Origin of the sequence: Rhodococcus sp. IEGM 27, from assembly GCF_033142305.1 — a bacterium.
GTDB classification, from domain to species: domain Bacteria; phylum Actinomycetota; class Actinomycetes; order Mycobacteriales; family Mycobacteriaceae; genus Rhodococcus_F; species Rhodococcus_F oxybenzonivorans.
In genome coordinates, this window is the sequence record NZ_JAWLSG010000019.1 from 21,968 (window position 1) to 42,527 (window position 20,560).

Consider the following 20,560-nt stretch of genomic DNA (forward strand, 5'->3'; position numbering starts at 1 on the left):
TCGACGCTAGCCTGCGGCACCGACATTCGACGCCAGAGCCGCGATTCGCTGTCCGCTCCGCGAACTCACTCCGCAATCGACAGGACGGTGTCCTTACGGTGCAGGGGCAGCCGATGCCCGGTAGTCACCGCGCCGAGGCGTCCTTCCTGGGTCAATGGGAGCGGGGTATCGGGCAATCGGTGGGTTGACCATCCGATGTGCCTCGAACGGTTGCTCCTGCAGCGCCGGAACCTCTGTCCGGGGACGTTCGGCCAGGACTCACTCATCGTCGCCCGTTGCTTGCTTTCCGCGGGTTCGGTGGTCGGCGGTGACCTTCCGGTGCGCCACCCCCATGTGTGCGGCAGCTCGACATGCTCACGCTGGGCATCGCCGCAACGTGAGCGACCTGCCCAGGCAGTGGTGACAGGGTTCAGGCCTCACCGGTGCCCCGGGGGGGCGTGGGCTGTGTTGGTGGAATCGTGCCCTTCACTGGTCCAGAAGGATTACGCCCTCGTGTGGAATCCGCCGTTGGTGGCGGGCGATGGTGGTTCGGACGGCGGCGGTGTGCCGGCGCGGGGTGGGAACTAGCAGGCGCGGGCGGGCGGAGCGGGTGGTGGGATAGACCATGCGGTGTGGGCGGGTGAGGGCCTTGGCGCGGCGCACCGGGATCCGTGACCACACCGCCTGCTGCAGACTGAGCGTGGCCCATCCGGCCAGTGCCATCCCGGACAGGTTCAGCAGTAGCTGCAGGGTGCTGCCCCAGATCGAACCACTGGTTGTCCGTGCACTGCGAAGGATCCCGCGACGGGTATCGCGACATGGAATTGTTCATCGACTCGGTCACCGACCCCGGCCTCGCCGACCGGCTGACCATCGCGATCACCGGGCGCGGCGCGTTCCGGCGGTTCAAACACGTGCTCGCCCCAACCCCCGAGGTGTCACCGATATCGGTTTCTCGAAGGAGCGCGGTAGTAGACGTGCACGCCGATGGCTGGCGGATCAGCGCTACCGGCCAAGTCCCCACCCGTAACAAGTGGGCTGGTGGCACGGGAGAGGTCGCCCGCCAGGCGCGGACCGACTGGGCGTCACCCGGCGTGGGCGGCCGCCTGCCCTACTCGGGGATCCGCGGCCAGCCCGGTGCTGATCTAGGGGACCTGGAAGACGCCGCGCCCGGAGCTGACGGGGACGTGATCACCCGAACGCCGGGCGGATGCCACGACGTCGGCGGTCGCGGTGACGATGCCGCCGCCGGTGGACACCGTCGCAGGGAGATACCGGCACTCTTCGTCCGGAGCCTGGGCCCGGCTGTAATCGGGCGGCACGCGTCGGATCTCGGTCGTGCCGATCTCGCCGGTGGTCTGGTTTCTCCAGTTCACCGTCACGTCGATGCAGTCAATCCACGTGATGAAAATGGTCGACGGCGGCCCCGTCGTGAACGTCACCACCCCGGGCGCCTGCGCCATCGCCGACGGCGTGATGACCGCCCGCGTCGGCACGTAACACCGGAATCCCACGCCGCACCCCGAACGGAACGTCACCGGGAGCTGAAACGCCGTGGTCGGCGGCAGGAATACTGTCCGCCGGGCATAAGTACCTGCCACCCTGTGAGCCGTAGTGGGCGTTCCTGACCTTGCCTTGCGCTCGTATGGCGGCTGGCCAGCGTGCTACAGGTCGAGCACCAGCAGATCCGACCGCGCCCGCGACACACAGACCATGATCGAGACACTTTGTTCGCGTTCACTGGCGGACAGCACCGAGTCGCGATGACAGACCTCGCCTTCGATCACCGGGGTCTCACAGCTCGCGCACGTGCCCTCCCGGCACGACGTCTCGACCATGATCCCGGCGTCCTCGAGGGCGTCGACGATCGACTGATCCTCTCCGACTCGGATGGTGGCACCGGTACTCGCGATCTTGACGGTGAAGTCGCGGTCGGGCGCGGCTTCCTCGTCCACCGAACGCGGCCGGAACCGCTCGACGTGCAGCCGCTGCGAATCGCTGGGCTCGATGGCGGACTCGAGCGCGGTGAGTAGTGGTTCTGGTCCGCAGCAGTACACCTGGGCATTCGGATCGCTGCCTGCGAGAATGTCGCCGAGCGGGAGCAGGCCGCACTCGTCCTGGGGTAGCACGCGTACCCGGGAGCCGTACGCCGACATCTCGTCGAGGTAGGCCATGGACGGGCGGGTTCGGCCACCGTAGTGCAGGGTCCAGGTCGCGCCTTCCGCGTGGGCAGCGGCGATCATCGGCAGGATGGGTGTGATGCCGATTCCTCCGGCAACGAAAATGTAGTCTCGGCTGGGTTCGAGGGCAAAGTTGTTGCGCGGCAATGACACAGTCAGGGTGTTACCTGGTACCGCCTCCTGATGCAGGTAGCGGGATCCCCCGCGCCCGTCACGTTCGAGGAGCACGCCGATTCGCCACCGGCGCCGATCCTGTGGGTCACCGCAGAGCGAGTACTGACGGACACCGGTGGGGCCGACCGCGATGTCGATGTGCGCGCCCGGTGTCCAGGTGGGCAGCTCGCCGCCGTCGGGCAACGCGAGTTCGAGGGAGACGACCTCCGGGGTTTCCTGCTGCCGTGCAACCACAATGATCGGAAAGGTGCCGTCGGCCGAAAGCAATGTGGACTCCTTCTGGGGAGGCGGATCCGCCGGACGCGGACGAGTCGGTTCCGATCTTCTGCCCGTCCAGCCTCACCCACGGGTGGACGGGCCGCTTGGTGTGGACGGGAAATCGACTCGGGCGATCGGCGTTCCCTATCACGGCTCTGCCGGGTAAGCGCCCCGCGTGAGACTGGCCATCGAGGACCGGAATATTCGCACCGACATGGAAGTGACACCGATTCATGACTGCACTCGAACCGCTGGTCGCAAGAACCTCGGACTTCATTCGCGACACCGTCATCCCGGTGGAGTACGAAGTCGTGGCCCATGGGCGCGTCGTCGACGACGCGCTGCGCCTGGACCTGCAAAAGAAGGCTAAGGACGCCGGGGTGTTCGGTCCGCTGTCCGACGTACGCTACGGCGGGCTCGGTCTCGACACGAGGGCGCAGGCCCGTGTGCTGGAGGCGGCGGGCGCCAGTCTGCTGGGACCGCTGTCGGTGAACGGGTCGGCGCCCGACGACGGCAACATCCATTTGCTTGCGCATGCCGGCACACCCGAGCAGAAGGAACGCTATCTGGCGCCGCTCGCGTCGGGGGATATCCGGTCGTCGATTGCGATGACCGAACCCGCCCCCGGGGCCGGTTCGGATCCGTCGCTTCTCCGTACCGTTGCCGAACGGACCGGCTCCGGATGGGTGATCAACGGGGCGAAACACTTCACGACCGGCGCCGACGGTGCCGGTTTCACGATCTGTGTCGCCGCCACCGCGGATGGGCCGACGATGTTTCTGGTCGATCAGGACAATCCGGGTTTGCGGGTCGGGCGCCGGATGCCCACCCTCGATCACAGCGTTCCGGGTGGGCACTGTGAGGTCGACTTCGTCGACTGTGCGGTTACCGGGGACGCCGTGCTCGGCGAGGTGGGACTGGGCATGGAGTACGCACAGGTGCGCCTGGCCCCGTCGCGGTTGGTGTTCTGCATGAACTGGCTCGGTCTGGCGGTCCGCGCTCACGAGATGGCGGCCCGGCACATCACCGGCCGGTGGGCGTTCGGGGGGCCGATCGCCGAGCACGGGATGGCCCAGGGGTTGGTCGCCGACAGCGAGATCGACATCGCCGCCGCACGAGGCCTGATCCGCACCGCAGCGGAGTCGATCGACGAGCAGGGGCCGGCCTCGTCGGCAGCGCGCCACCACGCATCGATCGCGAAAACATTCGTGTCCGAGGCGGTCTGGCGGATCCTCGACCGCGCGGTGCAGCTGCACGGCGGGCTCGGTGTGTGCGAGGACCACCTCGTCGCCCGATTCCTGGTCGAGGCCCGCGCCTTCCGCATCTACGAGGGACCGTCGGAGGTGCTGCGCTGGTCGATCGCCCGGCGGGTCCTGCGCTCGGTCCGTTGACCCCGACATCCGCCCTAACTACGACATGAGGAGTTTTTCGTGAGCACTCACACCGATGATCGGGCCCGTACCGGCTTCGCTGCCGTGTACGGCGCCCTGGACCCCACCGCCGTCGACTACGAGCACCTGCGCGCGGTGTCGGACGGCATGGTGCCGTTCGGCACCACAGCCGGCACCACCATCACCGAGCTCGGACCGGACCGAGCGGTTGTGGAGATCCCCGCGACCTCGGACGTGACCAACCACATGGGCACCGTGCATGCGGGGGCACTGTTCACCGCGGCCGACATCGCCGGTGCCGCCGCGTTCGTGGGCGCGGCCGCCGCACGCCTCGATACCATCGCACGGTTGGTGTTGCGCGGCGCGGGCGCCTCGTACCGCAAGCCGGCGCTGGGTCGGATTCGCGCGGTCGCGACGGTCGACGAACGCGAGTTGCGCACGATCTTGGCCGCCGACCGTGATGAGCGGTTCGAACTGTCCGGCAAGGCGCTGCTGTTCGACGACGCCGACGTGGTGGTCGCGAAGTTCACCTTCGACTATGTGGTCGACACCGTGTTCCCCGCCCCGAACGACAAGGACTCGTGATGACGACGTCTCCGACGCGGCCACCCTCGGAATACTCCACCCTCGAGTCGGTGGCGGTGAGTACCCCCGACGGGGTGACGTTCCGGGTGCGGGTGCTGCCGTCGGCTCGCCCGGATGCGCCGCTGGTGCTGATCCTGCCGGCGATGGCGATGAAGGCCAGGCACTACCTGGCACTGGCCAAGGCTTTCCACGCGCAGGGGCTGTCGGTGGCGGTCAGTGATCTGCGCGCACAGGGCGAGAGTCGGCCGGCGCTGCGCGAGGGGAAGGACTTCGGGTACCGCGAGATGCTCGAGGTCGACCTGCCCGCGATCGTCGCGGCGTTGCGGCAGCGGTTTCCGCACGCACCGTTGCATCTGTTCGGGCACAGCCTCGGTGGGCAGTTGGCGTTGCTGTTCGCGGCCGCCCGGCCGACCACCGCGACCAGTGTCACGGTCATCGGTACAGGGACGGTGTTCTGGCGGGCGTTCGGTCCCCGCCGCTGGGCGGAGGCCTTGACCAGTATCCAGTGGATCGGTCTGGTGTCCCGGGTGAAGGGTTACTGGCCGGGCGGTGTATTGATTCCCGGTGCGATGGCGGGTGGGGTGATGATCGACTGGTCGAAGCATTCCCTGACCAGCCGGTACCGCCCGAACGGCTCGTCGGTCGAGTACGACCGGTTACTTGGAGAGATGACGGTGCCGGTTCTGGCGGTCTCCCTCGAAGACGACCGGCTCGGGCCGAAGTCCAATGTCGACTTCCTGGTGGCCCGGCTGCGGGCGGCGCCGGTAACCCAGTGGCATGTCGAGGGTGATTCTCCGGTGGTGCACCGTGATCACTTCGAGTGGTTGAAGGATTCGCCGGTGGTGGCTCAGCGGGTCGCGGAGTGGATCGACGAGAACACCGTTTTCGACTGAGTGGCAGTCGGTTTCGGGCGCAGCGTGCGGACGGTGAGGATCGCGCCGAGCGCTGCGCCCGTGGCCGCGACGAGGAAGGTGGCCGACAGGTGGGTGACCGCGGTGGCCTGGGACGGCGGGGAGAGCAATGCCGCCACCGCGACACCGAAGACGGCACCGAACTGGCGGAAGGTGTTCATCGCGGCCGATGCAGCGCCCATGGCGGTGGCGGGTACGGCGCTCGCCATGGCCGCGACGGCCACGACACCACCGGAGAGCGGGATCCCGGCTCCCAGCAGGCCGAGGGCAACGAGGTAGACGGCGGGCGGCGCCGAGAAATCGATGGTGACGAGCCCGACGAGACCGGTGCCGATGAGGGCGAGTCCGGTCAGCATGGTCCGCCGGGTGCCGAGTCTGCGGGCAACGCTCGCCGCGAGCAGGGAGGCGATCCCGAGCAAGCCGAAGAGCGGAAGGAACCGCAATCCGGTGTCCAGTGGGGAGAGCCCGAGATCGCGCTGAAAGTACAGCGTCAGCACGAACAGCACCCCGTACAACCCGAACAGTCCGAGGAAGTTGACCGAGCAGGCGACAGCGACCTGGGGAATCCGCAGCAACCCCTGCGGCAACAGCGGTGTCGCGGTCCGGTTCTCCCAGACCGCGAACGCGGCGACCGCAATCACCGCGGCGGCGGCGCAGCCGAGGATGAACGGGGAACTCCAGCCGCGGTGCGGGCCCTCGATCAGCGCAAGCGTCGCCCCGCAGCCGGCGGCAACGAACAAAACCTGCCCGGGCAGGTCCATCCGGCGGTCGGAGGCCGTTCGCCCCGGCTGCAGCGCCGCCCGCAGGCACCACCATCCGAGAAGGCAGATCGGAATGTTGATCCAGAACAGGGCGCGCCAGCTCAATGCCGTGACGAGTAGTCCCCCGAGCAGCGGCCCGACCGCGAGCGCGACGCCCGCGGTGCCACCCCACAGGCCGATGGCGCGGGCGCGGGCGCGCGGCTGCCGGATGTGCGTGCTCAGTGCCGCGACAGAGAGCGGGACGAGGGCTGCGGCGGCGACTCCTTGGAGTGCGCGGGCGGCGACCAGCACACCGATGCTCGGTGCGGCGGCGCAGACGATCGAGGCGACGGTGAATACGAGGGTGCCGGTGAGCAGGACCCGGCGGGCGCCGAGCCGGTCGCCGAGCACGCCGCCGGTCAGGAGCAGGCATGCGAAGGCGAGGGTGTAGGCGTCGAGGATCCACTGGGCGGCGGTGCCGCCGCCGCCCACGTCGCCGACGATGTCCGGCAGTGCAACGGGGGTGATGCTGGTATCGAGGTAGACGACGAACGTCATCGCGCAGATCCCGAGGAGCAGCAGCATCGAGCGGGGGCCGGTGTCTGGATGCGAAGTCACCGAATCAGGCTACGATCTGGGTCGTCAAACATGCTCATAGGCACTGCTTTTCGGTCTGCGCGATAGAAGTAGGCTATCGCCTCCGGAATGCGGGTGATTGCGACTGTCGATCGCACCTGTGATGTTCTCCTATTGTGGCAGGCCGCCGTCACCGCGGGTGCGGGTCGACATGCGCTGGCCGCGCGTCGTTTACCGGGCAGTCACTGGCAGCTGTTGTCGTTTCGCCAGAACGACGACGGATGTGAGGAGACGCGAGTGGCACGGATAAGACTCGACGGGGTGTCGAAACGGTTCGGCACGACCCCCGTCGTGCAGGAGGTGAACCTGGACATCGCGGACGGTGAATTCTTGGTCCTGCTCGGGCCGAGCGGGTGCGGCAAGTCGACGCTGCTGCGGATGATCGCCGGTCTCGAGTCGCTGTCGGCGGGACGGATCCTGCTCGACGACCGGGATATCACCGCGACGGCGCCGCGGCAGCGGGATGTGGCGATGGTCTTTCAGAGTTATGCCCTGTATCCGCACCTGACCGTCGCGAAGAACATCGGCTTCCCCTTGCGCGCCCGAGGCCGCTCGCGACAACAGATCCGCGAGAAGGTCACCGCAGTGGCGACAACCCTCGGCCTGGACGAGCACCTCGACCGGCGGCCGGGAGCCCTGTCCGGCGGGCAGCGTCAGCGCGTGGCGCTGGCCCGGGCGATGGTCCGCGACCCGGGGGCCTTCCTCATGGACGAGCCGCTGTCGAATCTCGATGCCGCGTTGCGCAGCGCGACCCGCACCGAGCTCATCGACCTACACCACCGGTTGAGATCGACGTTCCTCTACGTCACCCACGACCAGGTCGAGGCGATGACGATGGCGACACGAATCGCACTACTGAACAATGGGCGGATCGAGCAGGTCGGAACACCGACCGAGCTGTACGACACCCCGCGGTCGACGTTCGTCGCCGCCTTCCTCGGCGCGCCACCGATGAACCTGTTCGACGCAACAGTGATCGACCGGGCTGGGGAACTCCACCTCGTCGCCGACGGCGTCGACGCACCCCTCGGGCTGTCTCCCGGCTCGGCGACCGGACCACAGAAGGTGACCGCGGGCATCCGGCCGGAACACATCCGGCTGAACGCCGCCGATGCCCAACTCCGTGGTCTCGTCACCGCATCGGAGAACCTGGGCAGCGAAGAGATCCTGCACGTCACCGTGGGCGGCACCGTCATTCGCGTCCGCGGCCCGCGCCCGGTTCCCGCCCAGGTCGGCGACGCCGCCGCACTGAGTGTCGATCCCGCCGACATTCAGCTCTTCGACTCCGGGACCGGCCGCCGGCTGGTCTGGCACGTTCCCCACCGGCACGGGGCATCGCCACGCGATGCCCCGCTGTCGGTGGCATGAGCACCGGCAGAGTTCACGAACCCCGCACACGAACAACAGGAGAACCACAGTGAAGAAAACCCTGCCCGGGCTGGGCGCGCTGGTGACCAGCGCGTTGGTCCTGACCGCCTGCGGCGGACTCGGCACCACCACCACGGACTCAGCGGCGAGCGGTTCCGGTCCGGTCCCGGAACTCGGCCCGGACCAGAACGTGTCGATCGTGTTCGAAAGCTACAACTACGGCATGGCGGGAGCGTGGACCGACACCTTCAACGCCCTCATCGCCGACTTCACCGAACAGAATCCGAACATCCACGTCACGGCGCAGAAGCCGCAGGGCAACAGCCCGAACCCGGCCACCGACACGATCTCGAGTATCCAGAGCCAGACGGTCGCCGGATCACCCCCGGACGTAGCCCAGCTGGGATTCAGCGACCTGGACTTCACGATCCACCAGCTCGGCGCCCATTCGCTCGACGACCTCGTCGGTAAGGACGCCGTGCAGAAGAACTTCGACGGCGCGAAGCACCCGTACGCCCCGACCGCGCGCACCCTGGGTGACTGGGAAGGCTCCACCTACGGCGTGCCCTTCGTCTTCTCCACCCCCGTGTTCTATTACAACGCAACACTGTTCGAGCAGGCCGGCCTCGACCCCGCGGCACCACCGACCACGTGGGACGAGGTCGCGGCCGCCGCGGCGGCCATCACCTCGAAGACCGGCAAGGGCGGGGTGTACCTGGACTGCCTGACCAAGACCGCGAAGGACTGGTGCTTCCAGAGCCTCGTCCGCTCGAATGGTGGGCAGGTGATCTCCGAGGACCGGTCCACGCTGACCTTCGCCGACGACCCCGCGGTACAGGTCGCGGAGATGGCGCAGAACCTGGTGCAGTCCGGTGCCACACCGAAGCTCAGCCAGCAGCAGGGCTATGAGGCCTTCGCCCGCGGAGATATCGGGATGATCCTCGAGACCAGCGCGATCCAGGGCACATTCGTCAAGGGCGCCAAGGACAAGTGGGACCTGCGCGCGACCACGATGCCTGCCTTCGCCGGCAAGACCACGGTGCCGACCAACTCCGGCGCCTCCCTGTTCACGTTCGCCTCGGACCCCGCGAAGCAGCGGGCGTCGTGGGAACTGATCAAATTCCTCACCAGTGAAGCGGCGTACACGAAGATCGCGCAGGGAATCGGCTACCTGCCGCTGCGCACCGGACTCGTCGACGACCCGGCCGGGCTGGCGGACTGGGCGCAGAAGAATCCGCTCGTGACTCCCAACCTCGCTCAGCTGAAGTCGATGGAGCCGTGGATTTCCATGCCCGGCAGCAACTATCTGCAGATCCGGGACGGCATGATGGATGCCGTCGAGGCGGTCGTCTACCAGGACGCCGACCCGAAATCCACCCTCGACGCCGCCCAGAAGCAGGCCTCCGCGCTTCTGCCCGCCGAATGAGCACCGCCGCACGCCCGTCAGGTGATCTGACGATCGTCCAACTGACCGACACCCACATCACCGCCGCAGGAGCGCTCGTCCACGGCGCCGTGGACACCCTCGACGCGCTGCGGCGCACCCTCGACCGGATCGTCGGATCCGGTCGACGGGTCGACGCGCTGGTCCTGTCGGGCGATCTCACCGACAACGGAGCGCCGGAGGCCTATCGGCGGCTGCGTGCGGTCGTCGAGCCGGCGGCGGCGTCCCTCGGTGCCCGCATCGTCTACACCATGGGCAATCACGACGAGCGGGCCGCGTTCGGCACCGAACTGTGCGGACGCGGCGCCAAGGATGCTGGTGGTCTGACCGCACCGCACGACGCCGTGCACGAGGTACACGGACTGCGGATTGTCGTGCTCGACAGCACCACCCCCGGCCGGCACGAGGGCTGGCTGACCGACACCCAACTGGACTGGCTCAGAGGCGTACTGTCCCGGCCGAGCGCGCGCGGCGCGCTCCTCGTGCTGCACCATCCGCCGATTCCGTCGCCGGTGACGACGGTGAACTCCCTGCGGCTGCACGAGCCGGACCGGCTCGCGGCGGTCGTGGCGGGATCCGACGTCCGGATGATCCTCTGCGGGCACGCACATGTGACCGGTGCCGGTGCGGTGGCGGGGATTCCGGTATGGGTGGGTCCGGCACTGTCGTACCGGGTCGACCCGCTGGCCCCGGTCGGTCGGCACCGCGGCCACGCCGGGTATGGATTTACCCGCATCGACGTCCTCGGCGACACCGTAGTGGCCACCGCGGTGGAGGCGACCCCGGCCGAGGTGGTCTACGACATTCCCGAGCAGGACATGCTCGACCGGTTGCGCGCGCTCGCGCTCGGGACGCGCTGAGGAGGCGATCGTGTTCGTTGCCGTACCGGAGCTCACCGACGCGCCAGTGCCTTCCCCGTCGCCGGCGGTCGTTCCGGCCGCCCGTGTCCACCCTCTCCGGAGAGTGATGCGGGCGGGCGCTCCCTACCTGTATCTCACGCCTGCGGTCGCGCTGTTGATCGTGTGGACCTACCGGCCCCTGCTCCAGGCTGCCCAGCTGTCGACGTACTCCTGGAATCTGCTCCCCACGACCCCGATGGTTCCCGTGGGCGCCGACAATTACCGGCGGCTGCTCGAGCTGCCGGCCTTCGGGGACTCGGTCTGGCGGACCGTCGTCCTCATCGTCGGTCTGCTGCCGTTCACCCTGGTGCTCCCGGTGGTGGTCGCGTTCGCGACCCGCGGCGTCCGCGGGCGCTTCCGCGCGGTCTACCAGAGCCTGGTCTTCGCGCCGTTCCTGGTCGCCCCGGTCGCGAGCGCGGCCGTGTGGCAATGGCTGCTCGATCCCGGTGCAGGGGTGATCAACCGGGTCTTGGGGTCGGATACCAACTGGATCCGCGAAGCAGCCACGGCCCCATGGGTGATCGTGCTCATCACGGGCTGGCACTTCATGGGGTTCGCGGTGCTGGTGGTCTCGGCCGGGATGGCCGGCGTCAGTGGCAACTATGCCGAAGCGGCGCAGGTAGACGGTGCCTCCCGACGCCAGATCGATTGGTGGATCACCTTGCCGCTGCTCTCCCCCACCCTGGTGTTCCTTGCCCTGATGACGGTGTTGCTCAGCGCCCAGTGGACGTTTCCGCTGATCGACACTCTCACCCAGGGTGGACCGTCGCAGGCGACGACCAACATCTATTACCTGTTGTGGGACTACGGGTTCCACAGCTTCGACGCCGGGCTCAGCGCGGCCGCCGGAGTGTTGCTGTTCGTCGGTTTCGGTCTCATCGCGGGTGTTCTCGTATGGCTCTCGGAAAGGATCTCGTTCCATGACGACTAGCGAGTCACCCGTTTCCGAGCCGTTGTGGCGGCGGGCGCGGGGACATGCAGTCCTCCTCGCCGTCGCAGTTGTGTGCATATTTCCCATCTACTGGCTGCTCGCGACGTCGCTGCGACGGCCCGACGACGTCGGCTCCCTCTCCCCCGTTCCATGGCCGCTGTCGTTGGGCAATTATGTGGACGCGACCGAGAAGGTCGACGTGATCGGACTGCTCGCCAATACGTTCGCCGTATCGGCGGTCTCGGCGACGGGTCAGCTCCTCGTGGCTCTGCTCGCCTCGTACGCGTTCGCGATGTATTCGTTCCGCTTCCAGCGGCTGTTGTATCTCGCGTTCGTCGGGACCTGGTTGGTGCCCTTTCAGGTCACGATGCTTCCCAACTATGTGCTGCTCTACCAGCTGGGGCTGATCAACAACCTTGCCGGGGTGATCGTGCCGACGCTATGCTCCGCGCTGGGTGTCCTGATGCTCCGCCAGCACATGGACAGCTTCCCGAAGGAACTGGTCGCGGCAGCGAAGATGGACGGACGGTCCTCGTGGTCGATCCTGTGGACCGTCGTGGTACCGAATCTGCGTCCCGCACTGGCGGCGCTGTCTATCCTGCTGTTCATCAATGCCTGGAACGAATACTTCTGGCCCGCGGTGGTCCTGCAGCGCAGCAACGCCGTCGTGCAGTTGGGGCTGAGGAGTTTCATGGGAACCGAGGGCAACGACTGGGGGCCGATGATGGCAGTCGCATCTCTGGCATGCCTACCGGTGTTCGCGCTCTACGTCGTGCTGCAGCGGCACATCGTCAACGCGTTCGTCCGATCCGGTCTGAAATAGGATCTCGGAATACCACGGAGCCGGCGCCCCCCGATTCGGGCGCCGGCTCCACGTAATACAAGGGGTTTCAAGGTGCGTCGGTCGGCTCGGGTGGCCGACCGAAGAAGATCGGGTACAGCGACGGACCGCCATCCGGGAGGACGATTTCCGCTCCGACGCGCTGGCCGCCGAGGCGCTCCCACAGCCGCAGGTTGCGGGTGCTGGACGCTTCGGCGTAGACCCCGACGCCGTCGTGCAGTCGCATCGCGCGCAGCGCGTCGGTCAGTGCCGCCCGCACACCCGTGCCGCGGTGCTCGGGCCGCACGGCGGCGAACATGACGTGGCAGTGCGGCGGCAGGTCGACGGGGTGGTGCGCGTCGAGTGCCTCCATCAAGGTGCGGACCCGGGGCCCGCACGCGCCGGTGGATGCGGTGAGCCGGTCGAGGAAGACCCGGTTCTCGACATCGGACACGGCTGGTTCACCCGGCGGTGACCACACCAGCACGGCCGAGTAGTCGTGCGGTGCGGCGACGATCCCGCCGTGGTTCAAAAGGAATTCGGTCGTAGACGCGAAGAACGCGGCCAGGTGATAGTCGCGGCCGAGGGTGTTCGGTGGGATCGCCCATTCGATGATCGGGTCGTCCCGAAACGCGGTGACGAGGGTGTCGACCACGGCGGCGAGATCGGGGTCTGCGGTGACGACGGGGACGGTCGCCGACGCATCGGACAGGGTCATACCAGCTCCTCGATGGTGGTGATCCGCGCCGGCGCGCCCGCGGTCCGGTGTGCGGAGACGATCGCGTCGATGCAGGCGTCGATATGGGCGGAGGTGCTCTGCCAGTTGCAGACCGACAGTCGCAGGCACGGTCGGCCTCGCCAGGTGGTCGGGCTCGCCCACCCCACCGGGCCGCGTTGAAGGACGGACACGAGGAGCTCGAGATGGGCCGCCTCGGTGGTGTCGGCGGTGGGGGTGAAGGCGACGAGGACCTGGTTGAGGACGATGTCGTTGACGACGGTGACGCCGCTGACGGCGGCCAGTCCCGCGGCCAGGCGGCGGGCGAGGGCGCAGCATCGTTCGATCAGCTCGGTGACGCCGTCGGTTCCCAGGTGGCGCAGGGTTGCCCACAGGACGAGGCTGCGGGCACGGCGGGACATGTCGGGGGTGAAGTCGACCGGATCACGACCGCCGTCGGGTGCGGGTGTGAGGTAGTCGGCGCTGGTGCGCAGCGCCGCGCGGTGCGCGCCCGGGTGCGCGCAGAACGCGATGCCGCAGTCGTAGGGCACGTTGAGCCATTTGTGGCCGTCGGTGGCCCAGGAGTCAGCACGTTCGATACCGGTGACCCGGTTCCTCAATGGTGGGCTCGCGGCCGCCCACATGCCGAAGGCCGCGTCCAGGTGGACCCAGCCGCCGCGGTCGTGGGTGAGGTCGCAGATGTCGGCGAGAGGGTCGATTGCACCGGAGTCGACATTGCCGACCTGCCCGCAGACGATCAGCGGCCCCCTCACCCGATACAGCTCCGCCTCGAGCGCATGCACGCACATGCGGCCCTGATCGTCGGTGTCGACGGGTCTGACCTGGCCGGCCAGGCCCAGCAGCCGCAGCGCCCGGTGCACGGTGACGTGGCATCCGCGGGAGACCAGGATCGACGGCGCCGGGGCACCGATCAGGCCGTCGCGTTCGACGTCCCAGCCCTGACCGGCGAGCACGTGGTGGCGGGCGGCGGCCAGGCCGGTGAGATTCGCCATCGCGCAGCCGGTGGTGATGCCGACCGACGTGTGGGAGGGCAGCCCGAACAGGGTGATCAGCCAGCGGGAGACCGCTTCCTCGACGACCGACGCCGTCGGGCTGGTGGCGTACAGCGCTCCGCACTGATCCCACACCGAGGTCAGCCATTCGGTCGCGATGGCCACCGGATAGGCGCCGCCCATCACGAAGCCGAGGAAGGTCGGTGCCCCCGAGTGCAGGAGCCCCGGTTCGCCGTGTGCGATCAGCGCATTGAGCACGGTTTCCGCGTCGTTGCCGGTCCGGGGCAGCGGCGCGGCGAGTCGGCGGCGCAGCTCGCTCCGGTCCACCGCGGAGCCGGTGCGCTCGGTGCGCGGATCCGTCAGGTAGCTCGCGCTGTAGTCGCTGATCGTGTGGAGCAGGTCGGCAGTCGCCTCGCCGGTGGCGGTCACCTCTCCTCCCGGGGTGCGGGGACGTAGCGGGCGATCTCGGCCGGCAGCCGCACGCCCGCGGCGCGGAGCTGGCCCACACGGGTGAGGTAGGCGGCGCCTTCGAGAATGTGGTGGGCGATATCGGCGACCCGGCGGTGGGCGGGGGCGGCCAGGTGGGTACCGGCGACCCAGTTGTTGAAGGCGCCCATCGCCGGCCCGCACCAGATCTGGTAATCGGCGGTCCGCTCATTCTCGCCGCGGATGCTCCACCCCGAGGACAGTCCGAGGTACCACCGGAAGATCAGGGCCATCTTGCGTTTCGGGTCGTCGGCGGCGCCGGCGAGTTGCGCCGGGTCGCGCTCGGTGAAGTAGGTGACGCACTCGTCCCACACCTCGGTGAGGGGTCGGCGGAACACCGCCGATTCGAGGTCGTCGCGCCGCGCGGCGGGGATCGCGTCGATGCCCGCGTACTCCCGGTAGGTGTCGTAGAGACGGTGTGCGCGGGTGGCGAACATCGTGCCGCGGCGAAGAACCTGGACCTGGACGCCGAGTTCGAACATGTCCGACGACGGGGCCATCGTGCAGTCGGCGACACCGGCCCCGGCGAGCAGGGTTTTGGTCGCCTCGGATTGATCGGCCTCGACGGTGGCCTGGTTGATCGAGCCGGTGACGACATACGCGGCCCCCAGGGCGAACGCGGCCGCGGCGGCGGCCGGTGTCCCGATCCCGCCCGCGGCCCCGATGCGCACCTCACCGAGCTCGGGCAGGTCCCGGCGGATGCGGTCACGTGCCGCGATGAGGTCGGGTAGCAGCACCATCAGGGGCCGCCGATCGGTGTGCCCGCCGGAGTCGGCCTCGGCGGTGATGTCGTCGGCCATCGGCACCACTTGACCGAGCCGTGCCTGCTCCGCGGTGATATCGCCGCGGTCGAGAAGCCGCCGCACCAGTGCCGCCGGTGCCGGTCGGAGGAAGAGTTCGGCGACCTCGACCCGGGAGACCTTGGCGATGACCCGGTGCGCCCGGATCACCCGGCCGTCCGGGGCGGTCGACAGACCGGACAGCCGGTACCGGACGATCTCCGGGCTCAGGTCCATGAACGCCGAGGCCTCGACGCAGCACACCCCGTGACGCAGGCACGCGTCGACGATGGCACGTTCGAGGGCGGGTTCACTCGGACTGTGAATAAGGTTGCAGGCGTACGGCAGTTCCCCCAGGGTGGCGGCGAGTTCGGAGAGGGCGGCGTCCACACGCGCCGGGACCACTCCCGCGGCGCCGTAGGAGGCGAGGTAGCCGGCCCGCGCCAGCGCCGTCACCATGGCCGGGGAGGCGATACCGTTGGCCATGGCCCCTGCCGCGTAGGCGTAGCTGACGCCGTGGAATGCACCGAAGGTGTGATCGCCGAGCCGGTGGGGCGGCAGTGGGCCGACCGCGGTGAGCACCTCGGTGCGGGCGGCGAGCCCGGCATCGGCGGTGATATCGATGCCGTCGGGACCGCGGACCACCCAGCACGGTGTGGTCAGGTCCGACAGGGTTGCGCGTACCTGCGTGAGGTCGCGGGCCGGTGCGGTCACGGAGGGAACGGTCATGCCGGGGCCTTCCGCTCGGTCAGTTCGATGGCGATGTCTTCGAGTTCGTAGATCCGCAGCCCGGGCTTCCACAGCGACGCGTCGGCGGTGACCACGACCCCGGTGGCCGAGTGGGTCACCGTCTTGATGTGGACCTCGAGCTCGCAGGTACCGTCGGACGGCAGGAACTGCCCGCGATATTTCCAGCTGAAGGCGATGTTCGCGGGGATGGAGAACACCGGGTCGGCCAAATCATCCGCCAAGCCGGTGTCGGCGGCCCACTCCTGCAGGGCCTGGATCACCGATTCCACCCCGAGCGATCCGGGGATGACGGGGTCGAGGTGGAAGTGGCGGGAGAAGAACCAGTCCTGCGGGTCGATGCGGCGCAGGGCATGCAGGTAGCCGTTGCCGAACGCTCCCCCGCCCTCGACGACGTCGATCCAGTCCAGCAGGGCCAGGGCGCGTCGGTTGCACAACCGGTCGTCCGGGTTACGGCGGCGGGCGTCGAGGTCGATGCGGCGGGTGCTCCCCTGGCCGGGGTGATCGGCCAGCCAGGTGGGTCGGTGGCCGCCGGCGTCGAGTCCGGTCTGGTTGGACAGTGCTTGATCGCTGAAATAGCCGAACATGGTCTCGCCCTGGTAGAACGGTTCGCCGTCGACGGAAAGGGTGTAGTCGAAGCTTTGCAGCGAGGACCCGGGCAGCAGGGTGGTCGACAGCAGCCGGGAGGTCTGGGTGATGGTCTTGTCGCGCAGGTCGACTCGGCGCAGCACGGTGGCGGTGCCGCCGAGGTTGCGCAGGCTTTGGGTGGTGTGAGGTTCAGTCAGGGTGGGACCGAGGTAGTACCCCATCAGCAGGGCGGCCTGCAGCGAGGTTTCCATGTACACGAAGTGCGGCATGGATTCGTTCGCACTGTCGGCGTAGTACCAGGAGTCGGCGGGTGAGTCGTATTCGCTGCGGTAGGTGAGCTGTTGGTCGAGGGTGCCGCGGGTGCCACCGAAGTTGGTGATGCGGTCGACGAGTAGAAGCCCTCCGGTGGGGACGCGGGTGGCCCGGATCCCGGTGTAGTGGGCGAATTCCGGTCCGAGTGCGATGCCCTGATCGCCGCGGGCCAGATGCGCCATGTGGAATTCGTTGAGCAGCGCCTTGTCTCCGGATGCGGTCACCCGACCGGTCCAGGTGTCGAGGGTGCCGCCGGCGCCGGGACCGATGACGGTGCCGGTGTTTTCGGTGACGGTGACCGACACCGGCACACTGGATCCGCCGCACAGGACTTCGGCGGTCAGGTGCGGGCGTGGGACGAGGTCGATGTCGGTGACGATCAGCTCCAGTTCGGATTCGGTCGATGCATCGGTCGCCGCGGTGGCGAAGGCGGCGCCGTCGAGGTACGCGTCGGCGAAACACAGGTGCAGCCCGGCATAGAGGGCGAAGACCTCCCCGGCTTGAACGGCGGCCGCCGCGGGGTTGCCGGTATAGCGGGCGCGCAGGCGTCCGAGACCGAGTGCGCCGTCGCGCAAACCGATTTCGCTGACACTGCGGAGGACCAGCGGGGAGCCGCCGGCGAGGCGGACGTCGGGATTGGCGCCGAGTTGCCGATAGGCGGGCCCGAACACGGCGGGGACCTGCCCGCGGGTGAGCAGGTCGAGTGCGGCGGCGTCGAGGCGGTCGATGTCGGTGCGGGCGGGGGGTTTGAACGCCCCCTCCGGGGCCGCGGTCACGGCGACGACCGGGCGGGCGGCGGAAAGGCCGGCGGCGGTGAAGGCTTCCCTGGTGGTGGTGGTGCGTGCGTCGCGGAGCAGGCGTCTTTGCACCGCGGTCTGTGCGGCGAGGGCGGCGCGGTGGGCCGCGACGAGCCCGGCGCGGACCTCGGCCAGCGGGGTCGCCGCGGTGGCCGGGAGTGCGCGGACCGGTGTGCTCGGCACGGTTGCGGGGATGGTCGTCGTCGGGGTGATGGTTGGGGTGATCGGGACCGGGTTGAACGCGGCGCCGTCGAAGGAGAGGACGTCGGGGGTGGTTGTCGGCACGGGGTTCATGCGCTCCACTGCCTCACTGATTCACGGAACTTCTCGGACAGGTCGGGGGTGGTGACGACGGTGACGTCGGTGAACCGTTGCAGGACGGTGCCGTTCGCGGTGACCGCGCACGCATCGACCAATGCGTCCACCGGCCCGGGGCGGGCGTTGTCGACGATCAGGACGAAGGGTTCGTCGTCGGGCAGGGCGTCGTAGTAGTCGATGCGGCCGATGCCCAGGGGCAGGCAGGCCGATCCGAGTGCCCGGTGACCGGCCACCGGTGGTCCCTGCAGGATCACGTCGGCGAGGACGGGATTGTGCAGGATCCCGGTGAACGCGCCGAGCGCGACCGGCGCACCGGACAGGGCGCATTCGAGGACGAGGGCGTCGGCGTCATCACGCAGGATGCGCCGCATGCCCTGCAACGGTGGGCCGTGGAATTGGGTGGCGCCGCGGTAGAGGATCTCGGCGTCCGCCCCGGTGGCCGGCCAGGTCACCGGCACCACCGGTGCCGAGTCCGGGGTGGCGGACAGTTCGAAGGTGGCCGCGTAGTGCGGTACCCGTTTGTCATTGTCGGTCCCGAAGACCTGGACGTGCACGCGCACGGGTTCGGTGTCGGCGGTGTGCGTGGTGTCGATCGACACATCGGTGATCGGGTGGTCGAAGACGATGCCCTTGTGGACGCGGAAGTCGCGGACCGTGGTGACACACAGCCCGGGGTGGGCTCGCTCGACGACGTTGATCATCGCACCGAGCCCGAATGTTGCGGGCAGCACGGTGTGGTCGCCGATGCGGTGTGCGGCGATGATGCGGTGCGCGGGCAGATCCCGCAGGCTGCGGCGGACGAGCGTATCGGGTCGGCGCGTCGGTTCGCCGGTGGCCAGCGATTCGGCCTCCCCGATCAAGATGACGACGTCGTCGCGGCGTGGGGCGGTGAACTGTTCGGTGAAGGCGCGGGCGCCGACATCGGGGTCGAGCAGGGTGATGCCGCGGTCGCGGAAGTATCCGCGCAGTTCCGGCGTGACCATGCCACCGTCCCAGGCGCCCCAGTCGATGGCCGTCACATGATGGTCGGGATGTCGGTGTTTCCAGGTGGCGGCGAAGCGGCCGAGGGCCTCGTTGGCCGCCGCGTAGTCCGCCTGACCGGAGTTTCCGTACAGCCCGGCGACGGAGGTGAAGAACACCAGGTGCCGAAGCTGCGGCGAGTCACCGAGGGCGTCGAGGACCGCGGCGAGGCCGCCGATCTTGGGGTCGAGCACCCGGGCGATCTCGCCGGCGGTCTTCTTCGCGATCAGGGCGTCGGCGAGGACACCGGCTCCATGCACCAGGACGGTGATCTGGTTGCGGTCGGCGCCGAGCGCAACCTCGATGGCCGCGGTGTCGGTGACATCGGCGGCGATGTAGCGGCCGCGCTCCCCCAACACTGTCAGGGTGTCCTGGATTTCGCGGTTCGCGGTGATCGCCGCGCAGGTGCGGGCGATCTCCCGTGGGGTGGTGGCGGTGCCGGTGAGTCCGGCGATCGCCGCCCGGCGCAGATCCTGGTCTTCGATGCCGTGCGCCCACTGCGGTTCGGGAACCAGTTCGGTGCGGCCGAGCAGGATGAAGCGGGCGTCGCAGTGGCGGGCGAGATCCCGGACGCACAGGGCGGTGACGCCGCGGGCGCCGCCGGTAACGAGGACCACGTCGTCGGCGGTCAGGGCGGTGACCGGGGCGGGGGTGTCGAGGCGCACGCTGGTCTGTTCGGTGGAGCGGGCGTGGAGACCGGGGACGAGGGTCTGCCGGTCGCCGAGTTCGCCGACCCCGACCTCGGGGGTGTCGGCGGCACTGTCGTGGAGTTCGGCGAGGACCGCCGCGGTGAAGCGGTCCCCGTCGAGGGCAGGGTGGATGTCGAGGGCGCGGCTGAACAGTTCCGGGTGCTCGACGCCGAGGGTCTTCACGACGCCGCCGACCCCGCCGGCCAGTGCGCCGACCGGGTCGCCGTCGCCGACGAAGCCGAGGGCGCCGTCGATCCGGGTGACGGTGACGAACGCGGCCCGCGTGCCCGTGCGTGCGGTGTTCACGAGGGCGGGGTGGGTGTGTTTGGCGGCGAGGATCGTGGCCCCGAGTGCGCGGGTCGCCTCGGACCAGTCCAGCGTGTGGCCGACGGTGACGACGCACAGATCGGTGGGCTCGTCGAGAGTGCCGGTCAGGGTGGTGTCGATGTCGTCGAGGGTGCCGGTGAGGTGGATTCGGCGGACCGACCAGTGGTCGGTGCTGAGGGCGTCGGCGAGGGCGGCGCCGTCACTGTGTGCCTGGTCGGGACCGAGTTCGATGATCACCGCGTGGGGGTGGTCGCCGAAGGTGTTGACCTGGTGGTCGATCGGGGGCAGGGCGACGAGCTCGACGAGATGCCGCGGCGCGGTGGCCACGGCCTCAGCTTTTGGGTGGACATCACTCCCCTCGGCGAGGATCTCGACGATCTGGTCCAGGGTGCGCAGCGTGCCGAGTTGCTCCGGGCCCAAGCTCGGCAGGTGCGGGAACCGCTCCTGCACCGC

General features: G+C 68.9%; 17 protein-coding genes. 8 read left to right on the forward strand and 9 right to left on the reverse strand.

The window, feature by feature from the left end:
* Window positions 1-465: 465 nt before the first annotated feature.
* From R4P95_RS31850 to R4P95_RS31860, 3 genes are all read right to left on the reverse strand, one after another.
* Entirely contained in the window at window positions 466-702 is a 237-nt protein-coding gene (locus tag R4P95_RS31850) for a hypothetical protein (protein WP_317747755.1), read from the reverse strand.
* 422 nt (window positions 703-1,124) lie between these two features.
* Entirely contained in the window at window positions 1,125-1,355 is a 231-nt protein-coding gene (locus R4P95_RS31855; RefSeq protein ID WP_317747756.1) for a hypothetical protein, read from the reverse strand.
* Window positions 1,356-1,643: 288 nt separating this feature from the next.
* Window positions 1,644-2,600 (reverse strand): PDR/VanB family oxidoreductase, encoded by a 957-nt coding sequence (locus R4P95_RS31860; RefSeq protein ID WP_317747757.1) that lies wholly within the window; start codon window positions 2,598-2,600, stop codon window positions 1,644-1,646.
* A 224-nt stretch (window positions 2,601-2,824) separates the two neighbouring features.
* On the opposite strand from R4P95_RS31860, the gene R4P95_RS31865 reads away from it, so the two are divergent.
* The 3 genes from R4P95_RS31865 to R4P95_RS31875 are packed head-to-tail and all read left to right on the forward strand — an operon-like array spanning window position 2,825 to window position 5,460.
* Entirely contained in the window at window positions 2,825-3,982 is a 1,158-nt protein-coding gene (locus R4P95_RS31865) for an acyl-CoA dehydrogenase family protein (RefSeq protein ID WP_317747758.1), read from the forward strand.
* Window positions 3,983-4,021: 39 nt separating this feature from the next.
* Entirely contained in the window at window positions 4,022-4,567 is a 546-nt protein-coding gene (locus R4P95_RS31870; protein ID WP_317747759.1) for a YiiD C-terminal domain-containing protein, read from the forward strand.
* Window positions 4,567-5,460, forward strand: coding sequence for an alpha/beta fold hydrolase (locus R4P95_RS31875; RefSeq protein WP_317747760.1), 894 nt, complete (start codon window positions 4,567-4,569; stop codon window positions 5,458-5,460). Before R4P95_RS31870 ends, R4P95_RS31875 begins: the two co-directional genes overlap by 1 nt.
* Here the strand turns inward: R4P95_RS31875 and R4P95_RS31880 are convergent.
* Window positions 5,415-6,836 (reverse strand): MFS transporter, encoded by a 1,422-nt coding sequence (locus R4P95_RS31880; protein WP_317747761.1) that lies wholly within the window; start codon window positions 6,834-6,836, stop codon window positions 5,415-5,417. The genes R4P95_RS31875 and R4P95_RS31880 overlap by 46 nt on opposite strands.
* 255 nt (window positions 6,837-7,091) lie before the next feature.
* Between R4P95_RS31880 and R4P95_RS31885 the strand changes: the two genes are divergently transcribed.
* The 5 genes from R4P95_RS31885 to R4P95_RS31905 are packed head-to-tail and all read left to right on the forward strand — an operon-like array spanning window position 7,092 to window position 12,319.
* On the forward strand, window positions 7,092-8,222 hold the full coding sequence (locus R4P95_RS31885) for an ABC transporter ATP-binding protein (RefSeq protein WP_317747762.1): 1,131 nt from the start codon (window positions 7,092-7,094) through the stop codon (window positions 8,220-8,222).
* A gap of 49 nt (window positions 8,223-8,271) precedes the next feature.
* Entirely contained in the window at window positions 8,272-9,648 is a 1,377-nt protein-coding gene (locus tag R4P95_RS31890; protein ID WP_317747763.1) for an ABC transporter substrate-binding protein, read from the forward strand.
* On the forward strand, window positions 9,645-10,526 hold the full coding sequence (locus R4P95_RS31895) for a metallophosphoesterase (protein ID WP_317747764.1): 882 nt from the start codon (window positions 9,645-9,647) through the stop codon (window positions 10,524-10,526). Before R4P95_RS31890 ends, R4P95_RS31895 begins: the two co-directional genes overlap by 4 nt.
* 10 nt (window positions 10,527-10,536) lie before the next feature.
* Entirely contained in the window at window positions 10,537-11,496 is a 960-nt protein-coding gene (locus tag R4P95_RS31900) for a sugar ABC transporter permease (protein ID WP_317747765.1), read from the forward strand.
* Window positions 11,486-12,319: a carbohydrate ABC transporter permease gene (locus R4P95_RS31905; protein ID WP_317747766.1), complete on the forward strand. Its 834-nt coding sequence runs from the start codon at window positions 11,486-11,488 to the stop codon at window positions 12,317-12,319. The genes R4P95_RS31900 and R4P95_RS31905 overlap by 11 nt, the downstream gene beginning before the upstream one ends.
* Before the next feature lie 67 nt (window positions 12,320-12,386).
* On the opposite strand, the gene R4P95_RS31910 is transcribed toward R4P95_RS31905, so the two are convergent.
* The 5 genes from R4P95_RS31910 to R4P95_RS31930 form a co-directional block, all read right to left on the reverse strand.
* Window positions 12,387-13,034 carry a hypothetical protein gene (locus R4P95_RS31910; protein WP_317747767.1) on the reverse strand — a complete coding sequence of 216 codons (648 nt, stop codon included), beginning with the start codon at window positions 13,032-13,034 and terminating at the stop codon, window positions 12,387-12,389.
* Window positions 13,031-14,473: a pyridoxal phosphate-dependent decarboxylase family protein gene (locus R4P95_RS31915; RefSeq protein WP_317747768.1), complete on the reverse strand. Its 1,443-nt coding sequence runs from the start codon at window positions 14,471-14,473 to the stop codon at window positions 13,031-13,033. The genes R4P95_RS31910 and R4P95_RS31915 overlap by 4 nt, the downstream gene beginning before the upstream one ends.
* On the reverse strand, window positions 14,470-16,038 hold the full coding sequence (locus R4P95_RS31920; protein WP_317747769.1) for a PfaD family polyunsaturated fatty acid/polyketide biosynthesis protein: 1,569 nt from the start codon (window positions 16,036-16,038) through the stop codon (window positions 14,470-14,472). Before R4P95_RS31920 ends, R4P95_RS31915 begins: the two co-directional genes overlap by 4 nt.
* On the reverse strand, window positions 16,035-18,047 hold the full coding sequence (locus R4P95_RS31925; RefSeq protein ID WP_317747770.1) for a beta-ketoacyl synthase: 2,013 nt from the start codon (window positions 18,045-18,047) through the stop codon (window positions 16,035-16,037). The genes R4P95_RS31920 and R4P95_RS31925 overlap by 4 nt, the downstream gene beginning before the upstream one ends.
* Window positions 18,044-20,560 (reverse strand): SDR family NAD(P)-dependent oxidoreductase (locus R4P95_RS31930; RefSeq protein ID WP_317753893.1); only part of this gene is annotated, 2,517 nt, incomplete at its 5' end. The genes R4P95_RS31925 and R4P95_RS31930, both read right to left, overlap by 4 nt.